Origin of the sequence: Blastomonas sp. RAC04 (assembly GCF_001713435.1) — a bacterium.
GTDB classification, from domain to species: Bacteria; Pseudomonadota; Alphaproteobacteria; order Sphingomonadales; family Sphingomonadaceae; genus Blastomonas; species Blastomonas fulva.
Genome location: NZ_CP016460.1, coordinates 3,876,691 through 3,892,043, shown reverse-complemented (window position 1 = coordinate 3,892,043; position 15,353 = coordinate 3,876,691). Strand labels below are relative to the sequence as shown.

Below are 15,353 nucleotides of genomic sequence, written 5' to 3'. Positions count from 1 at the left end.
CCGCCCAGGAAAACCGTCTGCTGGAGAGAATTCAGAAACGGAATGATGCGCTGATGCCATACGTGCGCGGATCGCCAGGCATATAGCTGGTGAAGCCGAGCGCAGTGCCCTGCACGGCGAGCAATCTCGAGAAATACTGTTCCTTGGTGATGTTGCGCGCGAAGAATGCGACTTCGATCTGCGGTTCGTTGAACTCGAAGGCGACGCGGGCGTTGAGCAGGCCATAAGAAGGAATGCGCGCCGTATTCTGCAGATTATCGCTGATAGTCTGGATCTCTGCGGCCGACCTGCCTGCGCGCTGTGGCGCAGAGGCGGCAATCGGCTGGGCAAACGCTTCGGACCGCCAGGAATAGTCCGCATGCAGCTTCAGCCGACCAGGGCCGACATCCACCGAGTAGTCGCCAAAGAATGCCAGCGTGAGTTCGGGCGTATAGGGGAACTCCGAACCCGACCAGTCGGACCCGTCGAGGTTGACGAAGCGCTTGTACTTGGCATCGGTATAGCCAAGGTTCGAACCCAAGGTGAGGCCGGTCGTTGGCGCAACGGTCAGCTCCGCCTCGAAGCCACGGATCTGGGCCTTCGCGGCATTCTCCACACCCGAGACCAGGCGGCCGTTGCCGACCCCGATCACGTTGCGCTGCTGGTTGTTGATGTTGGCGTTGAACGCGGCGAGGTTGAGGCGGACGCGACGATCGAACAGGTCTATCTTCGCGCCGATTTCATAGTCGGTCACAATTTCAGGGTCGAAAGCCACCGACGGAATGCCGCCCGCCACTGCGCGGGTGTTGAGACCGCCCGAGCGCTGCGATCGGCTGGTTTTTGCATAGAAGAACATATCATCGGTCGCCTGCCAGTCCGCACTCACCAGATAGGACCAGTAATTGAACTTGCGCTCGAACGTGGCCAGGAACGGATCGGCGGGATTGCCATCCCTCAGATCGGAGATGATGGCTCCGGCCGCATTCGTCAGGGTCAGCGCCGATGTCGTGACATTGGTCAGAACATTTCTGTCCCGATTGCGCAGTTCAAGCCGGCGCTTGTCTTCCGTGTAGCGCAGGCCGCCCGTCAAACGGACCGAATCGGTTACCTGGAAAATGAGCTGGCCAAAGCCTGCAATACTCTCGTTTCGCACCACCGCATCGACCGTGCCGACAGCGGGATTGAGCGGGAAGAGACTGCCGCTGTCCGATCTGTCTGTGCCGTTCTCGACGAAGTAGAAGCCACCCAGAATGTATTCGAACGAGCCGATTTCTCCGGTGAGTTGCAGTTCCTGCGAAAACTGGTCCTGCTCGATGCGGTTACCCGGAACCGGTGCCAGCCCTCCGCTGAGTTGATAGGGCGTGCCGTCATTGTCCGTCAGCGACTCCAGCTCCACGCCGCGCCAGGCTGTGGTGGACTTGAGTGCTGCCGCTGGAGAGAACTCATATTCAAGGACGCCGGATGCCCCGTACGTATCGTTTTTGCCATATGCGGGAACGTTACCGGTTTGATTATAAAAGCCGGCGTTGTTGACGCCGCCGAGCGCATAAGTGCCAATCGGACCGGGACGCGCGCCCACTGCAGGGCACAGGGGAATAGCCCCCGATTTCAGGCCCCCCAGAAAGCCCGCTGTCGCCGCAGGCAGACCGGCAGGTATAGGCTGTGTGCCACAGGCGGCAGCCAGGAGTTCGGGAGACAGAAAGGGACGCGCTGCAGGGCTGGCAGCCGCCGCAGGATTGGTCGCCGACAAGGTGGGATCATAGGTTCTCAGGCCGACCAGCTCGCCGGAATTGCGGAACTTGGAAAAATCCGCGGAAATCAGCGCGGTGAAACCACTACCCACGGGCTCGAAGCCGAAGGTCAGGCGGCCGAAGTCGGATTCCAGATCGTTCAGCGGCCGGTTGAGCGTGACGTTGCGCCCGAAGCCATCGCGCTCACGGTGCTGATAGGCGGCGCGAACCGCTACGCCTTCTCCCAGCGGAACGTTGAGGACACCTTGCGCCAGCCAGGCGTTGTAGTTGCCGTAATCGACGCGCACCGAGCCTTCGAACTCGTCGCTCGGCTTGTTCGCGATGATGTTGATAGCACCACCCGTCGTATTGCGGCCGAACAGGGTGCCCTGCGGACCACGCAGGACCTCGACCCGCTCGACGTCGAGCAGATCGGTGGCTCCGCCGGTGGAGCGTGCAGCATAGACGCCGTCCAGATAGACGCCAACGGCCTGGTCGATCGCAACCAGACCATCGGACGAACCCTGGCCGCGAATGAACACGGTCGACGATCCCGGCTGCGCCACGGCGCTCGAAAAGGTGATGTTGGGCGTGATCGCCTGGATTTCCTGGATGCCGACGATCTGCTGATCGGCCAGCGATTCGCCTGAGATGGCGCTGACCGCGACCGGGGTGGACTGCAGGCTTTCGCTGGTCTTGCGCGCCGTGACGACGATGTCGGCAATCCCTTGGTTTGGCTGGGGATCTTCAGCGCTCTGGGCCAACACTACGCCAGGCGTCGCCAGAATCGATACGAGCGCTACGCCGCTCAACAGGCCGAATTTGGTCATAATCCCCTCCGTGGATGATTTTATCGTCGTTATTATGCAACGTAGATAGACGATTAGAGTGGGGGGCTGTCAAGGGCCATTCGCGGTTCCGGCGGAGTTCTGCAAAAGTGTTGCAGTTTGACGACAATTTTGCAGGAGCGGCGATTACGGCCCAGGCGCGAACAACCCGCGACCATGGGTGGACGGGTGCCCCGACCCCGTCATGCTGCGGGAGGGTGAACCCGCAGAATCATCGATTGACCCGCGGTTGCCATGAGCACGCCATCGGGGGAATACAGATGCATGCGGCCGTGCACGATGCCATGCGTCAGCGATTCGATCTGGACATCGCAAAGGACCCATTCGCACGGCACGATCCTGCCAAAGCGGATGGTGTTGTCGAGGCTGTTGCCACCGGCGTGCATTCCGGTGGCTCCGGCGATACCGGACGCGACATAATCGGCGGCGATGGCGAGCATCCGAGAATCGATCATATCCCCTTCGCGGGATCGCAGCCAGAAGATCAGCCTGCCGTCGCCGCGCTCGGCGATCGCGCGATCACCGTGGAAATGTCCTGCCGCGACCCGGATTTCCAGCCGCGCGTTCAATCCGCTGCCATCACCGCGCCAGTAATTGGCCTCCTTGCAATCCTCGGGCGGGCTGACATCGGGCATACGGACCCATTGGTCCTGAACCGGATCTTCCCGCGCACCCAGCGCCGCCTGCACCGCGATGATCTTCTGGTCATCGATGTGCAGCAGGACATTGGCCTGGGTGGTCAGCCTTCCTGCAACCGGGACCACGACATCAAGGTCGACGATGCGCCCCGGCAGCGCGAACGAAAGATACTGCGCAGTTGCCCATATGACCGGGCGATTGCAGGTCTGCTCCATTGCCTGGATCGATGCCGCCATGCCAACCCCGCCGAACAGGAACTGCCTATGCTCGGGGCCCGTGCACAGGTTGCGTTCCACCTTCAGAAACCAGCGGTGCGGATTGTGGGTGGCTTTCAGATCAAACATGGCTGGCCCTGTATCAAGCGTGTGTCGAGATGGATATTCAAAGAGCGGCGGGGGCCGCGAGAAGTTCGCCGATCCGGCGGACGAATCGCGCTGCGTCGGCACCATTTATCACACGATGGTCGTAACTTAGCGACAACGGCATCATCAATCGCGGCTGAAAGGCGGTGCCGTCCCACACCGGCGTCATGCGGGTCTGGGTGACCCCCAGAATCGCCACCTCGGGCTGGTTGATGATCGGCGAAAAGCCGGTTCCGCCGATGCCGCCAAGCGACGAGATGGTCATGCATCCTCCGGACATCGCGCTCATCGGCAGGCCCTTGTCGCGCGCCTGTGCGCTCAATGCAGCAAGCTCAGCATTCAGCGTCCCCACGTCCTTGGTGTCGGCGTTGTGCAACACCGGCACCAGCAGTCCCAGCGGGCCATCCACCGCAACGCCGATGTTGACATAGCTCTTGGCAAACAGCGTCTTGCCGTCATCCGAAAGCGACGCGTTGAACGCAGGAAACTCCCGCAGCAGAACCGCGAGCGCCCTGACCAGGAAGATCAGCGGGGAAACCTTGGTGTCCGCGGGCATGGAGCGCCTGAAGGCATCGAGCTCAGTCACGTCCACGCTGTCATGATGGGTCACGTGCGGAATTTCGGTCCAGCTTTTCGTCAGCCTGCGCGCGACCACCTTCTGGAAACTGGTCATCGCGACCGGCTCGACCGATCCAAATGGAGCGAATTGATCTTCAAACTTCATCTCGGTCATCTGGCATCCTGTTTTTGTGCGGCTATTCTGCTTCGCGGGCAGACAGAGGCCCTTGCCTCACTCGCGCCAATACATCATAATCATATACATCTTAATCTCAATCAGAGAAGCATGGGAAGCGGGAGAGCGATGACGGACGAGGACTTCAGGGCGCTGGGCCTTCAGCCTCCGCCCAGCAGGATCAATCCGCCAGGCGGGCCTTGCGATGTGGCATCACTGATCGAACGCGCGTGCGCACTTGCCCCGGATGCTCAGGCGCTGGATGACACCAGACGGCAGCTGACCTTCCAGCAGATGGCAGATGCCGTGTCCACCGCCGCCATGCTGCTGGACGCTGCAGGCGTACGCAAAGGCGATCGGGTCGCGGCATCGCTGGGCAACGAGGCCAACCTGGTCATCGCGTTCTTCGCGGCGATGCAGCTGGGATCGATCTGGGTGGGCATAAACAAGATCCTGCCCGCCACCGACAAGTGCTACATCCTCGAGCACAGCGGTGCCAAGGTACTGATCACCGATTCGAGCCTGCGATCCCAGATCGACGAACTCCGCCCTGCCCTCCCCGCCCTGACCTGCGTATGGTTGCTCGACACCGACGATGCGGATGGTGGCTGGGCCGCGGCGATGGCTGCCGAGCCTGTGGCAGCCCCCGCCCGCGCGCCGATCGATCCGTTTGCACCTGCGGTCATCATGTACACCAGCGGCACCACGGGCGTTCCCAAGGGCGTGGTGCACAGCCAGCACAACATGATCGTTGTGGCGGCAGCATCCTTTGCGCATGGACTGATGCAACCGGGCGCCAGGCGCGGATCCTGCCTTCCGCTGACCATCACCAACCTGATGATTCTCGGCCCGGTCGCAGCGTTCCTGTCCTGCAGCCCGTTCCTGTTCGGCGTGTCCGCCAAGATCGGTCCGCTGGTCGAATGGTGCCGCGAGAAGCGGGTCGAGACGATCTCGCTGGTTCCCACCATGGTCTATGACCTGCTGCAGGCCGATCTCGATCTGCCTGACGGACTGATTCTGGGCAGCGGCGGCGCTCCGCTGCCAGAGGTCATTCGCGAGGCGTTTTTCAAACGCTATGGCTACCATATCACCACCAGCTATGGCTTGACCGAGGCCCCCACGGTCGTCGCGCACCCCATGGATGCGGTAGCACCCGAAGGCGCCAGTGGCCGCGTGCTGCCCCATCTCAAGCTGTCGATTCTGGACATTGACGGAAAGCCGGTGCCCGCAGGGACTGTCGGGGAGGTTTGCGTCAGCGCCATCGAAACCGGAGCTTGGGCGCACGTCTACACGCCGCCCCTCGGCTATTGGCATGATGCCGAAAAGACCGCTGCTTTGTTGCGCGGCGGGGTGGTGCATACCGGCGATCATGGCAGTGTCGATCCGGATGGCTGGCTGACCATCGCCGACCGCAGCTCAGAGCTGATCCTGCGCGGCGGCTCAAACGTCTATCCGGCAGAGATCGAGCGCGTGCTGCACACGCACGACGATGTCGCCGATTGCGCCATCGTCGGCAAGCCGGACCTCAGGATGGGCATGCTGACCGTCGCGTGCATCCAGACCGCGCGCGACGATATCGATCAGGACCAGCTGCAGGAAGACCTCAAGGCGCTGTGTACCGAGAGGCTGGTGCGTTACAAGGTGCCGGACGAATGGCGTTTCCTGCAAAGCCTGCCGCGCAACGCGATGGGCAAGGTCGTCAAACCCAGGCTGCGCGAGATGGTCACCGGCACCTCCTGACGGGCGACGCGCCACCAGCCGATCACACATTCCAGGGAGCTTTTGCGTGCCACAACCCACAGTTTTTCACGGCCGCCTGAACGGGTGGAGAGCCATCGTCACCGGAGCCGGTACGCTGGGCGATGGTGTCGGCACCGGCAAGGCGATTGCCGCGCTGTTCGCAGGCGAGGGCGCCAAGGTTGCATTGCTCGATCTGGACGAGGCCCGCGCGCAAACCACGCTTGAGCTGATCGTCGGCTTGAACGGCGAGGCCCGCGTCTTCACCGGCAACGTCGCCGAGGCGCAAGCTGCCGAACGGATGACGGCCGAGGCGCTGGAATGGCTTGGCGGGCTCGATACGCTGATCAACAACATCGGCATCGGCGCAGGCGCCGGGCAGCTGCACACGGTTCCGCAGGCCGATATCGACAAGGTGATGGCGGTCAACTTCGGCACGGTGATCAACATGTGCCGCGCGGCAATGCCGGCCCTGCTTGAAGGCCAAGGCAAGTCGATCGTCAACATTGCCTCTGTCGCGGGCATTCTGGCGCACGGCAATAGCGCCTACGGCCCCAGCAAGGCTGCCGTCATCCAGCTGACCGCCGAACTTGCCGTGATGTATGGCCGCGATGGCATCCGCGCCAATTGCGTGGCGCCCGGGCATATCATGACGCCGATGGTGGAAGCCTATGTGAAGGGCGAAGGACGCAGGGTGCGCAGTGCGATCGCCCCGATCGGGATCGAGGGCGATGCCTGGGACATCGCCCAAGCCACCTTGTTCCTCGCCGGGCCGGAAAGCCGCTTCATCAGCGGCATCACGCTGCCTGTCGATGGCGGAGTCACGGTTCTGGGTCCGCTTGCTGCCTATGAACGCGTGTCACAGGAAGCGCCTGCTGCGTAATCGGCAGGCGCAGCTATAGGGGCCTGGCGTGAACCAGTCCGCTGCACACCAGGGCGACATGCGTCTCGATCAGCCGGGCATAGCCTTCGGCGCTGCCTGCCACATCGCGTAGCCCGCGCGCACCGTACAACAGCACCCGTGCGGCCTCGTCGGGCTGAACGGCAGGCGCAGGCATCTCTTCGGCGATCAGCGCGGAAAAGAAGCTCTCGAACATCGCATAGATCGCACGCACCACCGGAAAGGTCAGGTCATCCATGTCGCGGGCATCGGGCGCGGACTGTTGCAGATCGAATACCCGCACCAGAAGCATGACACAGGCCGTGGTCAGCCTTTGCTGCAGCCCCTCGCATTCGTGCAGCGCGCCGCGGATATCGTCCAGGTGGCGGCGAGCGAGGAACATCGTGCCCGCCTCGAACGCCTGTTCCTTGCCCGGGAACAGCAGATACAACGCGGGGCGCGACATTCCGGCCGCCTTGGCGATGTCGCCCATGGTGGTCCGGGCATAGCCATACCGCAAAAACACATCCGCCGCCGCTGCGATGGCCCTGCCCAGCTTGTCGTCCGCCACTGTCGTTTGCCCCGGTCTGGTTTAGCATCCACATTAGCGAGCGATGCAGATGCGCGCAAACACAACGACTATAACTGTCCAGATGTCAAACGGAGGTCACCGAGTTCGGCGGTGACTATTCACCGCTGAACTGCGGCTTTTCCTTTGATCCGAACACCCGGATCGCAGCGACATTGTCCTTGGTGCGCGATGTGCGTGCAACGGCCTGCGCCTCGCTTTCCAACGCCGAATGCAGGTCGATCCGCTGCGCGACATTGACGATCTGCTTGATCTCGGACAGCGCAATCGTCGCATCATTGGCGATTTCCATCGCAACTTCGCGGGCGCGCGCGGCGAAGCCATCAGCAGGCGCAACCTCGCTCACCATCCCCCAATCGAGCGCAGTGGCGGCATCGATCCGCTCGGCGCGCATCAGGATGCGCTTGGTGCGCAGCATGCCGATATTGCGCGACAGCAGCCAGCCCAGCCCGGAATCGGTGGCTGACGCCAAATTCTTGAACGGAGCCTGGAACCAGGCCTTGTCCGAGGCGATGACGTAATCGGCGGCCAGGCACATGCCCAGGCCTATGCCGACCGCAAGGCCATTGGGCGCGGCGATAACGGGGATCGAAACGGCATGCAGCCGCCGCAGCAGCGGGTGAAAGAATGTCTCGACCCCGCCCATGACCGGCAGTTTGTTGGTGCCATCGGCCAGCGCCTTGCGGCTGCCCATCAGGTTGACTCCGGCGCAGAAGGCACGGCCTTCGCCCGTGATCATCAGCGCGCGGCATTTGCGGCGCGGCTTGGCGATCTCGTTGAGCACGGTGGCGATGGCTTCGCCCATCTCCATTCCCATCGCGTTCAGCCGCTCCGGGTCGTTGAGCGTCATGATGGCCAGCGGGCCATCAAATTCCAGTCGCACGAACGGGTAGTCAATCGTCTCTGTTGCTGCGTTTTCCAAGGTCTCAGTCCTTCAATCATGGGAGGTGCGAGCCAGGCTCAGTCGTTGGACAGGCCGGCGTCCTCATTGGCCTTTTTCCAGAAATCACCGCCCAGCACGGCATCGATCTCGAGCTCGGCAACCTCGGACACGCGGACGAACAGCATATACAGGCCGATGACGTGGATAAGTTCGACGATCTGGCGCGGGGTGTAAAAGGCGGCGACAGCGTTGAAGACGAAGTCGTCGACCCGCACCGTCTTGACCACCTGCCGGGTAAAGGCGAGCAGCGCCCTTTCGCGGTCGTCGAATATCGGGTCGCCAAAGCGGTCGTTGGCAATCGCCGCGACCTTCTCGTCCGCGATACCCATCATCTTGGACACCTGCATGTGCTGCGCCCATTCATATTCGCCCCGGTCCAGATGCAGCACCGCGAGCACGCAGATCTGTCGCTCCATCGGGGGAATCTCGATCCCGGACATCATGCCCTGCACCGCCATGCCGATGCCCGGCTGCATCGATACGGCGTGACCCAGCAGGCGGCTGAGGTTCAGCTTGCCCCCCGGCGCATTGTCGTAGCGGTCGCGCTGTTCGGGGGTGAGGTCCTCAACCGGGACGAGCGGAATTCGGTTCATGCGGGGGTTCCTCAATCAACGGCTTTGGCATCGAGCGCCTGATCGACCATCCGGGCGACATCGGCAAAGCTGGCGGCATCGCAGGCTGCGACATATTCGCGCCGCAGCCGTGTCACCAGCTCGGCAATGCTGGGGACATCGTCGATCAGATCGATCCCCTGCCCTGCCGACCACAGGTTCTTCCACGGCTTCACCCCTTCGGGCAAATGCTTGGACCCCATGCCATGGCCCGCAGGCTGCGGCAGATTTTTGGGATCGAGCCCGACACGTTCCATCGAGGGCACCAGCCAGTTGGCGGCGACCCCGGCGATCTTGGGAGTGAACATCAGGTCCTCCGAGTGTCCCTCGGTGAGCATGCGCGTATAATCGGGATCGACGGCCGCTTCCTGCGTCGCGATGAACCGCGTGCCCATATAGGCCAGGTCCGCGCCCAGGATTTCCGCTGCACGGATCGCCGCGCCGGTCGAGATCGACCCTGCCATCAGCAACGTGCCATCGAATATCCGGCGGATGCGCGGAACCAGCACCAGATGGCCGACATTGCCCGAATGACCGCCACCGCCCGATCCGATACAGGTCAGCCCGTCCACCCCTGCCGCAATCGCCTTTTCGGCAAACCGCATCGATGTGACATCATGGAAGATCTTGAGGCCCGCATCATGCACGCGGGCGGCAAGCTCGGTCGGATTGCCAACTGCGCTGATGATCACCTCGACGCCATAGCGCTTGGCGAGATCGAGGTGGCGAGATGCCTCTTCGGCGTCCATCTGCGTGGCCAGGTTGACCGCCAGCGGGCCAATGCGCGCATCGGGGCTTGCCGCCTTGTGCTCGTCCAGAGCCTGCCGTATTTCGGCGAGCCAGCCTTCAAACATCTCGAAGCTGCGGGCGTTCTGGCGGGGCAAGGCCCCCATGATCCCGGCAAGACAGGCTTCTCGCACCATATCAGGATTGCTCACGAGAAACATCGGCGCACACACTGCAGGCAGTATCAGCCGGTCCCGCATGGACTGTTCAAGCGCCATATCCTAAGCCTTCCCCTCACGACGACATGTCATTTTATCGGTATAATGATATAGATAATTATCGGCGGCTCTGGCAAGCGATTATGGGAACACAGAGCCAACAGCAACAAGGATGGATATGAGCGAGCACGATCAGATCGCACAGGCCTATCAAAGCGTCGTCATGGGACGCCGCAGCATCCGGGGCTATCTGCCCAAGCCGGTGCCCAAGGCGCTGGTCGAAGAGGTGATCGCCATGGCGATGCGCGCGCCTTCGTCGCTCAACACCCAGCCCTGGAATTTCACCGTCGTCAGCGGCGCTGCGCTGGATGCGATTCGCAAGGGCAATACCGAACGCAACCTGGCAGGCGTCCCCTCCTCGCGCGAGTTCAAAGCGAGCGAAAGCTATGAAGGCGCGCACCGCGAACGGCAGATCGGGGTCGCCAAACAGCTGTTTGCCGCGATGGACATTCCGCGCGAAGACAAGGCAAAGCGCCTCGACTGGGTGCTGCGCGGCTTTCGCCAGTTCGATGCGCCGGTGTCGATCATCATCACTTATGACAAGGTGCTGCAAGGCAATGACATCGCGCCGTTCGATTGCGGCGCGGTGGTCAACGCGCTGGTCAACGCGGCATGGTCGCGGGGTCTGGGCTGCGTGATCAACAGCCAGGGAATCATGCAATCCCCGGTCGTGCGCGAAAACGCCCGCATCCCCGATGATCAGCTGATCATGATGTGCGTCGCCATGGGCTGGCCGGATGAAAGCTTCCCCGCCAACGCGGTGGTTTCGCACCGCAAATCGGTCGAGGAGGCGGTGACCTTCATCGACTTCGAGGAATGATCCTCAGTCTTTTGCCATCCAGTCGGCAAAGGCCTGTTTGTAATCGGGGTGCCAGCGCGACAATGCCGGACGGTTTTCGGTGATGTCGCCCGCATTCCACAGGACGCGGCGATTGTCGGTCTCGCGCGACGTTTCATTGTCGATGCACCAAAGATAGAAATCACCGCGCGACAGGCCCTCCATCATCACGTCGACCACCTGCTCGGGGGTCCAGGCTGCGGCGGGCTTTTCGGCGAAATGGCCCTTCATCATGCCCGTATAGGTAAATCCGGGAATCAGCAGATGCGCGCTGATCCTTCCCTGAGTTTCTTCGCGCAGCGTATGCGCCAGCCCCTCGGTCAGCGACTTGAGGCCGGCTTTGCTGACATTGTAAGCGGTGTCGCCCGGTGGCTGGGTGATACCCTGCTTGGAGCCGGTGTTGATCACAAGCCCCGGCGCGTCGCCTGCCACCATGGCAGGTACAAAGACCTGGATGCCATATAGCGGCCCCAGCAGATTGGTGCCGATCACCCGGTCCCACCCGTCCGGGTTGACCAAGGCGTTGCCGCCGCGACCGGTGCCGGCGTTGTTCATCAGCACCGAAACCGGGGTGCCCAGCCCTGCCACCCGATCGGCCAGCGCCTGAACCGAAGCACGGTCAGACACATCCGCTGGAATCGCGACGGCATTGCCACCCACCGCATCGCGGGCCGCAGACAGCTTGTCGGCATCGATGTCGCTCAGCACCACGGTCATGCCCAGGCCAGCCAAGCGGTGCGCGGCGGCAAGGCCGATGCCGTCTGCCGCGCCGGTAATCACGGCGAGTTTTCCGGCTGCAATGGCGGGATGGGTCATGGCTAATATCCTTATTTGACCAGGGAAATCAGGTCAGTCAGCGACTTTGGAACAGACGCGCATGCGCAGATCAAGCAACGGCGCATCGAGGATCGCGCGGCCCACGTCCACCGCGTCTGCCCCGGCGGCGGCGGCGGGGCCAAGATCCTGCAACCGCACGCCGCCGCCAAAGGCCAGCCGCACGCGGCTGCGCAGGTCCAGCCTTGTCAGCGCGGCATGGACATCGGCCAGATCATTGAGATCGGCCGTATCGACCATGATGATGCCAGCCCCGGTGGTGACGGCGGAAACCGCCTCTGCCACCGATTTGACCTGCACCGCAACCGGGCCGTGGCCCACCGCAATGCCCGCCGCGATCGCCTGATCCACCCCGCCCAGCATCATCACCGCATTCTTGGCGACATAGACGAAATCGCCATCGACCAGACGCGGCAAGATGCCCGAGACAGCCAACCCTGCGCGCAGCAACGGCTTGAGCGCCAAAGGCAGCTTCTTCCAGCCGCCACAGGCAATCGACAGCCCCTCAGGCGCTGCCTGCCGAAAGACGCGCGCGCGCGTCGCAATGCCCGATGCAAAGCCCAGAGCGCCAAGCACATGGTCTTCTGCAATGCCCAGCCGGGGGGCCATACCGATCAGCTCAACCAGCGGCTGGCCAGCCTCGACGACCTGGCCTTCAGCGACCAGCAGCCGCCACGATCCGCCCTCGCCCAGCGAGGTGGCAGGATCGACAAAACCGGTGCCCGCGATGGTGCCGGGCTCGCAGGCTTCGACCACAGCCCGATACCGCCCCGTCGCCCCCGCCAGCAGCGCGCCTGCAATATCCGCCGCTGCGGGGACTGCGGTCACAAGGTCACCAGAAAGAAGTTCGCGCCATTGGGCAGATGTTCGAACACCTTGCCGCCATAAGCTCTGGCAGAGGTCACCACCTCGCATTGCGGCCATTTGCCAAAGCGCGCACCTGCCGCTTTCAGGAACGCGAGCGCGGTCGGCGTGACGGTCTCGCCCATGCCGTCGGCGCCATAGACCGGAATGCCGCTCAGCATTTCCTGCACCGCAGGCGGCGGGCTGGCGAGCAGGCCGTGTTCGCAACGGATCACCCCGTCGCACATCGGCAGGGGGCTGCAATGGAACTCCGCCGGGTCAATCCGGGTGAACAGGCTAGCCGCGACACAGGTGTCGAGGATCGAATCGAGCGCGCCGACCTCGTGGAAATGCACCTCATCGACCGTGCAGCCGTGCACCGTCGCTTCGGCCTCGGCCAATATCGCAAAAGCGCGGCGGGCCAGCGCTTTGGCGGGATCACTCAGGGCGCTGCGGTCGATAATGTCGTAAATCACCGCCGGGGTGCGGTGATGATGCTCGTGCGGCAGCGTGATCCGCGCCTGCCATCCGGTGATCCAGTTGACGTGGTGCGGCTCGATGGTCACGCAATCGTGCAGCGCCTCGACCCCGATGCTGTCGACGATCGCGGACAGCTCGGCATTGCTGACATTCGCCAGCCGCGCCAGCCCGGTGAGCAGCATATCGCCGCTGATGCCCGACGGGGTCCGCAGGACAATGGCTTGCTGTTTCACGCCGTTTTCCCTGCCATCATGTTGAGCATGCGGATCGCACCGCAGGCGGCTCCAAATCCGTTGTCGATATTGGTGACCAGCACGCCTTGCCCGCAGCTGGTCAGCATCGAATGCAGCGCGCTGGTGCCGCCTGCGGCCACGCCATAGCCGGTCGACGATGGCACCGCGATCACCGGTTGCCCGGTCAGCCCGCCCATTACCGATGCCAGCGCCGCATCCCAGCCCGCCACGACGATGACGATGTCAAGGCTGCGGATATGGTCGATCCTCGCCAGCAGCCGGTGGATACCCGCCACGCCGACATCTGCGATCAGTTCTGTTGCGAGTCCGGAGAACTCCAGCGTCCGCACCGCCTCCAGTGCTACGCGCAGATCGGATGTGCCCGCGGTCACCACCGCGACCGATCCGGCGCGCGCAGGCAGATTGCCGTTCAATGTCCCCGTCCAGCCTTGCGGGTCATAGTCCAGCGCAGGGCAACCCAGCGTCTGCAAATGGTCATAGCGATCCGGGGGCAGCCGGGTGAACAGCACCGGCGCATTGGGCTTGGCGGCAAGTTCTGTGACGATCGCCTTGAGGGCGATGACATCCTTGCCCTCGCAGAATATCGCCTCGGGCATGCCCAGCCTTGTCAGCCGTTCTTCATCATGGACAAAGCCGCTGGTCATTCAGGCGCTCGCTTTCTGGCCGACAAAGGCCCTTCCCGGGCGATACGCCTCGTCATCCAATACGGCGGCGGCAATGCCTGGCTCCACCGATGCTGCCAATGTGCACAGATCCTCCAGGAGCGGCGCCGTGATAGCCGGGCGGTCGCCATCGGCCACCTCGACAATCAAAAGCTCACCGCGCACCCGGCACCGCACCACGGCAAGCCCGGTGCGCTGCTTGATCAGGCTCTCGCACGCATGAACGGCGCGCAGCCGTTCTGCAGTGACGCGGGTGCCGGTGTAAAGCCGACTGGCAAGGCAGGGCGAAGAGGGCAGCTCTGCAAACGGCAGGTCCAGCTGACGCGCCAGCACGCGGATGTCGGCCTTGGCAAACTGCGCCTCGATCCACGGATGGCGCACCCCGCGTTCGGCTGCGGCATCAAGGCCAGGGCGATATTCGCCCAGATCGTCGAGGTTCGCGCCGCTGACCACGGTGCCATTGCTATGGCCGGCGGCAATCTGCATCAGGCTGTCATACAGGTTGGACTTGCAGAAATAGCAGCGGTTGACCGGGTTGGAGAGATAGCTTTCATCCTCAAACTCGCCCGATTGCACGATGGACAGCGCCCAGCCTTCCTGCTGCGCCAGCGTGCGCACCCGCTGCGTCGCTTCGGGCGGGACCGCAGGGCTGATCGCATGTGCAACCGTCACCCGCCCGGGCATGTGGCGGTGCGTGACGACGGCCAGCAGCGTGGAATCGATCCCGCCGCTGCACGCGATGATCACGTGGTCCAGCGTGTCGAGTGCAGCGTGGATACGGGCCAAAAGATCAGGCATAAGCTGGCTTTGCGGTTGAGACATAAAGCTTATGCTGCGCAACATAATGCATGACAGCGGCAGGCATCAGCTTGGCAGTTGGGCGCTCGCCAGATGCCAGCATCGCGCGGATCTGAGTGGACGACACTGCAACGTGCGGAAGGCCCAGCCAGATCAAACGTTCATCTGCTATCTGGGGCGGCTTGGCCATGCGCGGGAGGATGGCAAAGCGCAGCATGGCATGCAGGCGGTCTATTCCCTTCCAGCGCGGCAGTCGTTCGATGCAATCATCGCCGAGCAGAAAAAACAGCTCTGTACCGGCGGGATAGTGGATTCGCAGGTCGGTCACCGTGTCTACTGTGAAGCTTGGCCCTTGCCGTTCTATTTCGATAGCACTGGCGTCCATAGCCGACTCCTCAGCCAAGGCCGCATCCAGCATCGCCAGACGATGGGCCCCGTGCGCCAAGCCACCAACGCCCTTCAGCGGCGGCGTGCCGGAAGGGATGAACAACACCCGGTCAAGCGCCAGCGCGCGCATGGCACCGCGCGCAGCGGCCAGATGGCCCTGATGCACCGGGTTGAAGCACCCGCCATACAAGCCCACCCGCAT

General features: G+C 63.0%; 16 protein-coding genes. 3 read left to right on the top strand and 13 right to left on the bottom strand.

Going from position 1 to position 15,353, the window contains the following annotated elements; genetic code table 11:
* Window positions 1-31: 31 nt before the first annotated feature.
* The 3 genes from BSY18_RS19060 to BSY18_RS19050 all read right to left on the bottom strand — a co-directional run bounded on the left by BSY18_RS19060 (window position 32) and on the right by BSY18_RS19050 (window position 4,291).
* Window positions 32-2,539 (bottom strand): TonB-dependent receptor, encoded by a 2,508-nt coding sequence (locus BSY18_RS19060; RefSeq protein WP_069051566.1) that lies wholly within the window; start codon window positions 2,537-2,539, stop codon window positions 32-34.
* 200 nt (window positions 2,540-2,739) lie between these two features.
* The gene (locus BSY18_RS19055; protein ID WP_069051565.1) at window positions 2,740-3,540 is read right to left on the bottom strand and encodes an acyl-CoA thioesterase; all 801 of its coding nucleotides are present in this window, start codon (window positions 3,538-3,540) and stop codon (window positions 2,740-2,742) included.
* Between the two features lie 37 nt (window positions 3,541-3,577).
* Entirely contained in the window at window positions 3,578-4,291 is a 714-nt protein-coding gene (locus BSY18_RS19050) for a 2-oxo acid dehydrogenase subunit E2 (protein ID WP_069051564.1), read from the bottom strand.
* Between the two features lie 207 nt (window positions 4,292-4,498).
* Between BSY18_RS19050 and BSY18_RS19045 the strand changes: the two genes are divergently transcribed.
* Both BSY18_RS19045 and BSY18_RS19040 read left to right on the top strand, forming a co-directional pair.
* Window positions 4,499-6,031 carry a class I adenylate-forming enzyme family protein gene (locus tag BSY18_RS19045; RefSeq protein ID WP_171900281.1) on the top strand — a complete coding sequence of 511 codons (1,533 nt, stop codon included), beginning with the start codon at window positions 4,499-4,501 and terminating at the stop codon, window positions 6,029-6,031.
* Window positions 6,032-6,077: 46 nt separating this feature from the next.
* Window positions 6,078-6,911 carry an SDR family NAD(P)-dependent oxidoreductase gene (locus BSY18_RS19040; protein WP_069051562.1) on the top strand — a complete coding sequence of 278 codons (834 nt, stop codon included), beginning with the start codon at window positions 6,078-6,080 and terminating at the stop codon, window positions 6,909-6,911.
* Between the two features lie 13 nt (window positions 6,912-6,924).
* On the opposite strand, the gene BSY18_RS19035 is transcribed toward BSY18_RS19040, so the two are convergent.
* The 4 genes from BSY18_RS19035 to BSY18_RS19020 form a co-directional block, all read right to left on the bottom strand.
* On the bottom strand, window positions 6,925-7,479 hold the full coding sequence (locus BSY18_RS19035) for a TetR/AcrR family transcriptional regulator (RefSeq protein WP_069051561.1): 555 nt from the start codon (window positions 7,477-7,479) through the stop codon (window positions 6,925-6,927).
* Window positions 7,480-7,594: 115 nt separating this feature from the next.
* Window positions 7,595-8,380 carry an enoyl-CoA hydratase/isomerase family protein gene (locus tag BSY18_RS19030; protein WP_150126340.1) on the bottom strand — a complete coding sequence of 262 codons (786 nt, stop codon included), beginning with the start codon at window positions 8,378-8,380 and terminating at the stop codon, window positions 7,595-7,597.
* 77 nt (window positions 8,381-8,457) lie between these two features.
* Complete coding sequence (locus BSY18_RS19025) at window positions 8,458-9,033, bottom strand: carboxymuconolactone decarboxylase family protein (protein WP_069051559.1); 576 nt, start codon at window positions 9,031-9,033, stop codon at window positions 8,458-8,460.
* 11 nt (window positions 9,034-9,044) lie between these two features.
* Window positions 9,045-9,944 carry an NAD(P)H-dependent flavin oxidoreductase gene (locus BSY18_RS19020; protein ID WP_236823413.1) on the bottom strand — a complete coding sequence of 300 codons (900 nt, stop codon included), beginning with the start codon at window positions 9,942-9,944 and terminating at the stop codon, window positions 9,045-9,047.
* 229 nt (window positions 9,945-10,173) lie between these two features.
* Between BSY18_RS19020 and BSY18_RS19015 the strand changes: the two genes are divergently transcribed.
* Window positions 10,174-10,875: a nitroreductase gene (locus BSY18_RS19015; protein WP_069052041.1), complete on the top strand. Its 702-nt coding sequence runs from the start codon at window positions 10,174-10,176 to the stop codon at window positions 10,873-10,875.
* A gap of 3 nt (window positions 10,876-10,878) precedes the next feature.
* Here the strand turns inward: BSY18_RS19015 and BSY18_RS19010 are convergent, their stop codons facing one another.
* From BSY18_RS19010 to nadD, 6 genes are read right to left on the bottom strand one after another with little or no spacing between them, the layout of a single operon-like run.
* Complete coding sequence (locus tag BSY18_RS19010; protein ID WP_069051557.1) at window positions 10,879-11,709, bottom strand: SDR family NAD(P)-dependent oxidoreductase; 831 nt, start codon at window positions 11,707-11,709, stop codon at window positions 10,879-10,881.
* Between the two features lie 33 nt (window positions 11,710-11,742).
* Window positions 11,743-12,555: a hypothetical protein gene (locus tag BSY18_RS19005; RefSeq protein ID WP_069051556.1), complete on the bottom strand. Its 813-nt coding sequence runs from the start codon at window positions 12,553-12,555 to the stop codon at window positions 11,743-11,745.
* The gene (larC, locus tag BSY18_RS19000) at window positions 12,552-13,283 is read right to left on the bottom strand and encodes a nickel insertion protein (RefSeq protein WP_083231583.1); all 732 of its coding nucleotides are present in this window, start codon (window positions 13,281-13,283) and stop codon (window positions 12,552-12,554) included. The genes BSY18_RS19005 and larC overlap by 4 nt, the downstream gene beginning before the upstream one ends.
* Window positions 13,280-13,948, bottom strand: a complete 669-nt coding sequence (gene larB / locus BSY18_RS18995; protein ID WP_069051555.1) for a nickel pincer cofactor biosynthesis protein LarB — start codon at window positions 13,946-13,948, stop codon at window positions 13,280-13,282. The genes larC and larB overlap by 4 nt, the downstream gene beginning before the upstream one ends.
* On the bottom strand, window positions 13,949-14,764 hold the full coding sequence (gene larE / locus BSY18_RS18990) for an ATP-dependent sacrificial sulfur transferase LarE (RefSeq protein ID WP_069051554.1): 816 nt from the start codon (window positions 14,762-14,764) through the stop codon (window positions 13,949-13,951).
* Window positions 14,757-15,353, bottom strand: coding sequence for a nicotinate-nucleotide adenylyltransferase (nadD, locus tag BSY18_RS18985; protein WP_069051553.1), 597 nt, complete (start codon window positions 15,351-15,353; stop codon window positions 14,757-14,759). Before nadD ends, larE begins: the two co-directional genes overlap by 8 nt.

Coding starts and splice junctions, on each gene's coding strand:
- BSY18_RS19060 (WP_069051566.1), bottom strand. CDS start 2,539: ATGACCAAATTCGGCCTGTTGAGCGGCGTAGCGCTCGTATCGATTCTG.
- BSY18_RS19055 (WP_069051565.1), bottom strand. CDS start 3,540: ATGTTTGATCTGAAAGCCACCCACAATCCGCACCGCTGGTTTCTGAAG.
- BSY18_RS19050 (WP_069051564.1), bottom strand. CDS start 4,291: ATGACCGAGATGAAGTTTGAAGATCAATTCGCTCCATTTGGATCGGTC.
- BSY18_RS19025 (WP_069051559.1), bottom strand. CDS start 9,033: ATGAACCGAATTCCGCTCGTCCCGGTTGAGGACCTCACCCCCGAACAG.
- BSY18_RS19020 (WP_236823413.1), bottom strand. CDS start 9,944: ATGGGGGCCTTGCCCCGCCAGAACGCCCGCAGCTTCGAGATGTTTGAA.
- BSY18_RS19015 (WP_069052041.1), top strand. CDS start 10,174: ATGAGCGAGCACGATCAGATCGCACAGGCCTATCAAAGCGTCGTCATG.
- BSY18_RS19010 (WP_069051557.1), bottom strand. CDS start 11,709: ATGACCCATCCCGCCATTGCAGCCGGAAAACTCGCCGTGATTACCGGC.
- larB (WP_069051555.1), bottom strand. CDS start 13,948: ATGACCAGCGGCTTTGTCCATGATGAAGAACGGCTGACAAGGCTGGGC.
- larE (WP_069051554.1), bottom strand. CDS start 14,764: ATGCCTGATCTTTTGGCCCGTATCCACGCTGCACTCGACACGCTGGAC.
- nadD (WP_069051553.1), bottom strand. CDS start 15,353: ATGCGGGTGGGCTTGTATGGCGGGTGCTTCAACCCGGTGCATCAGGGC.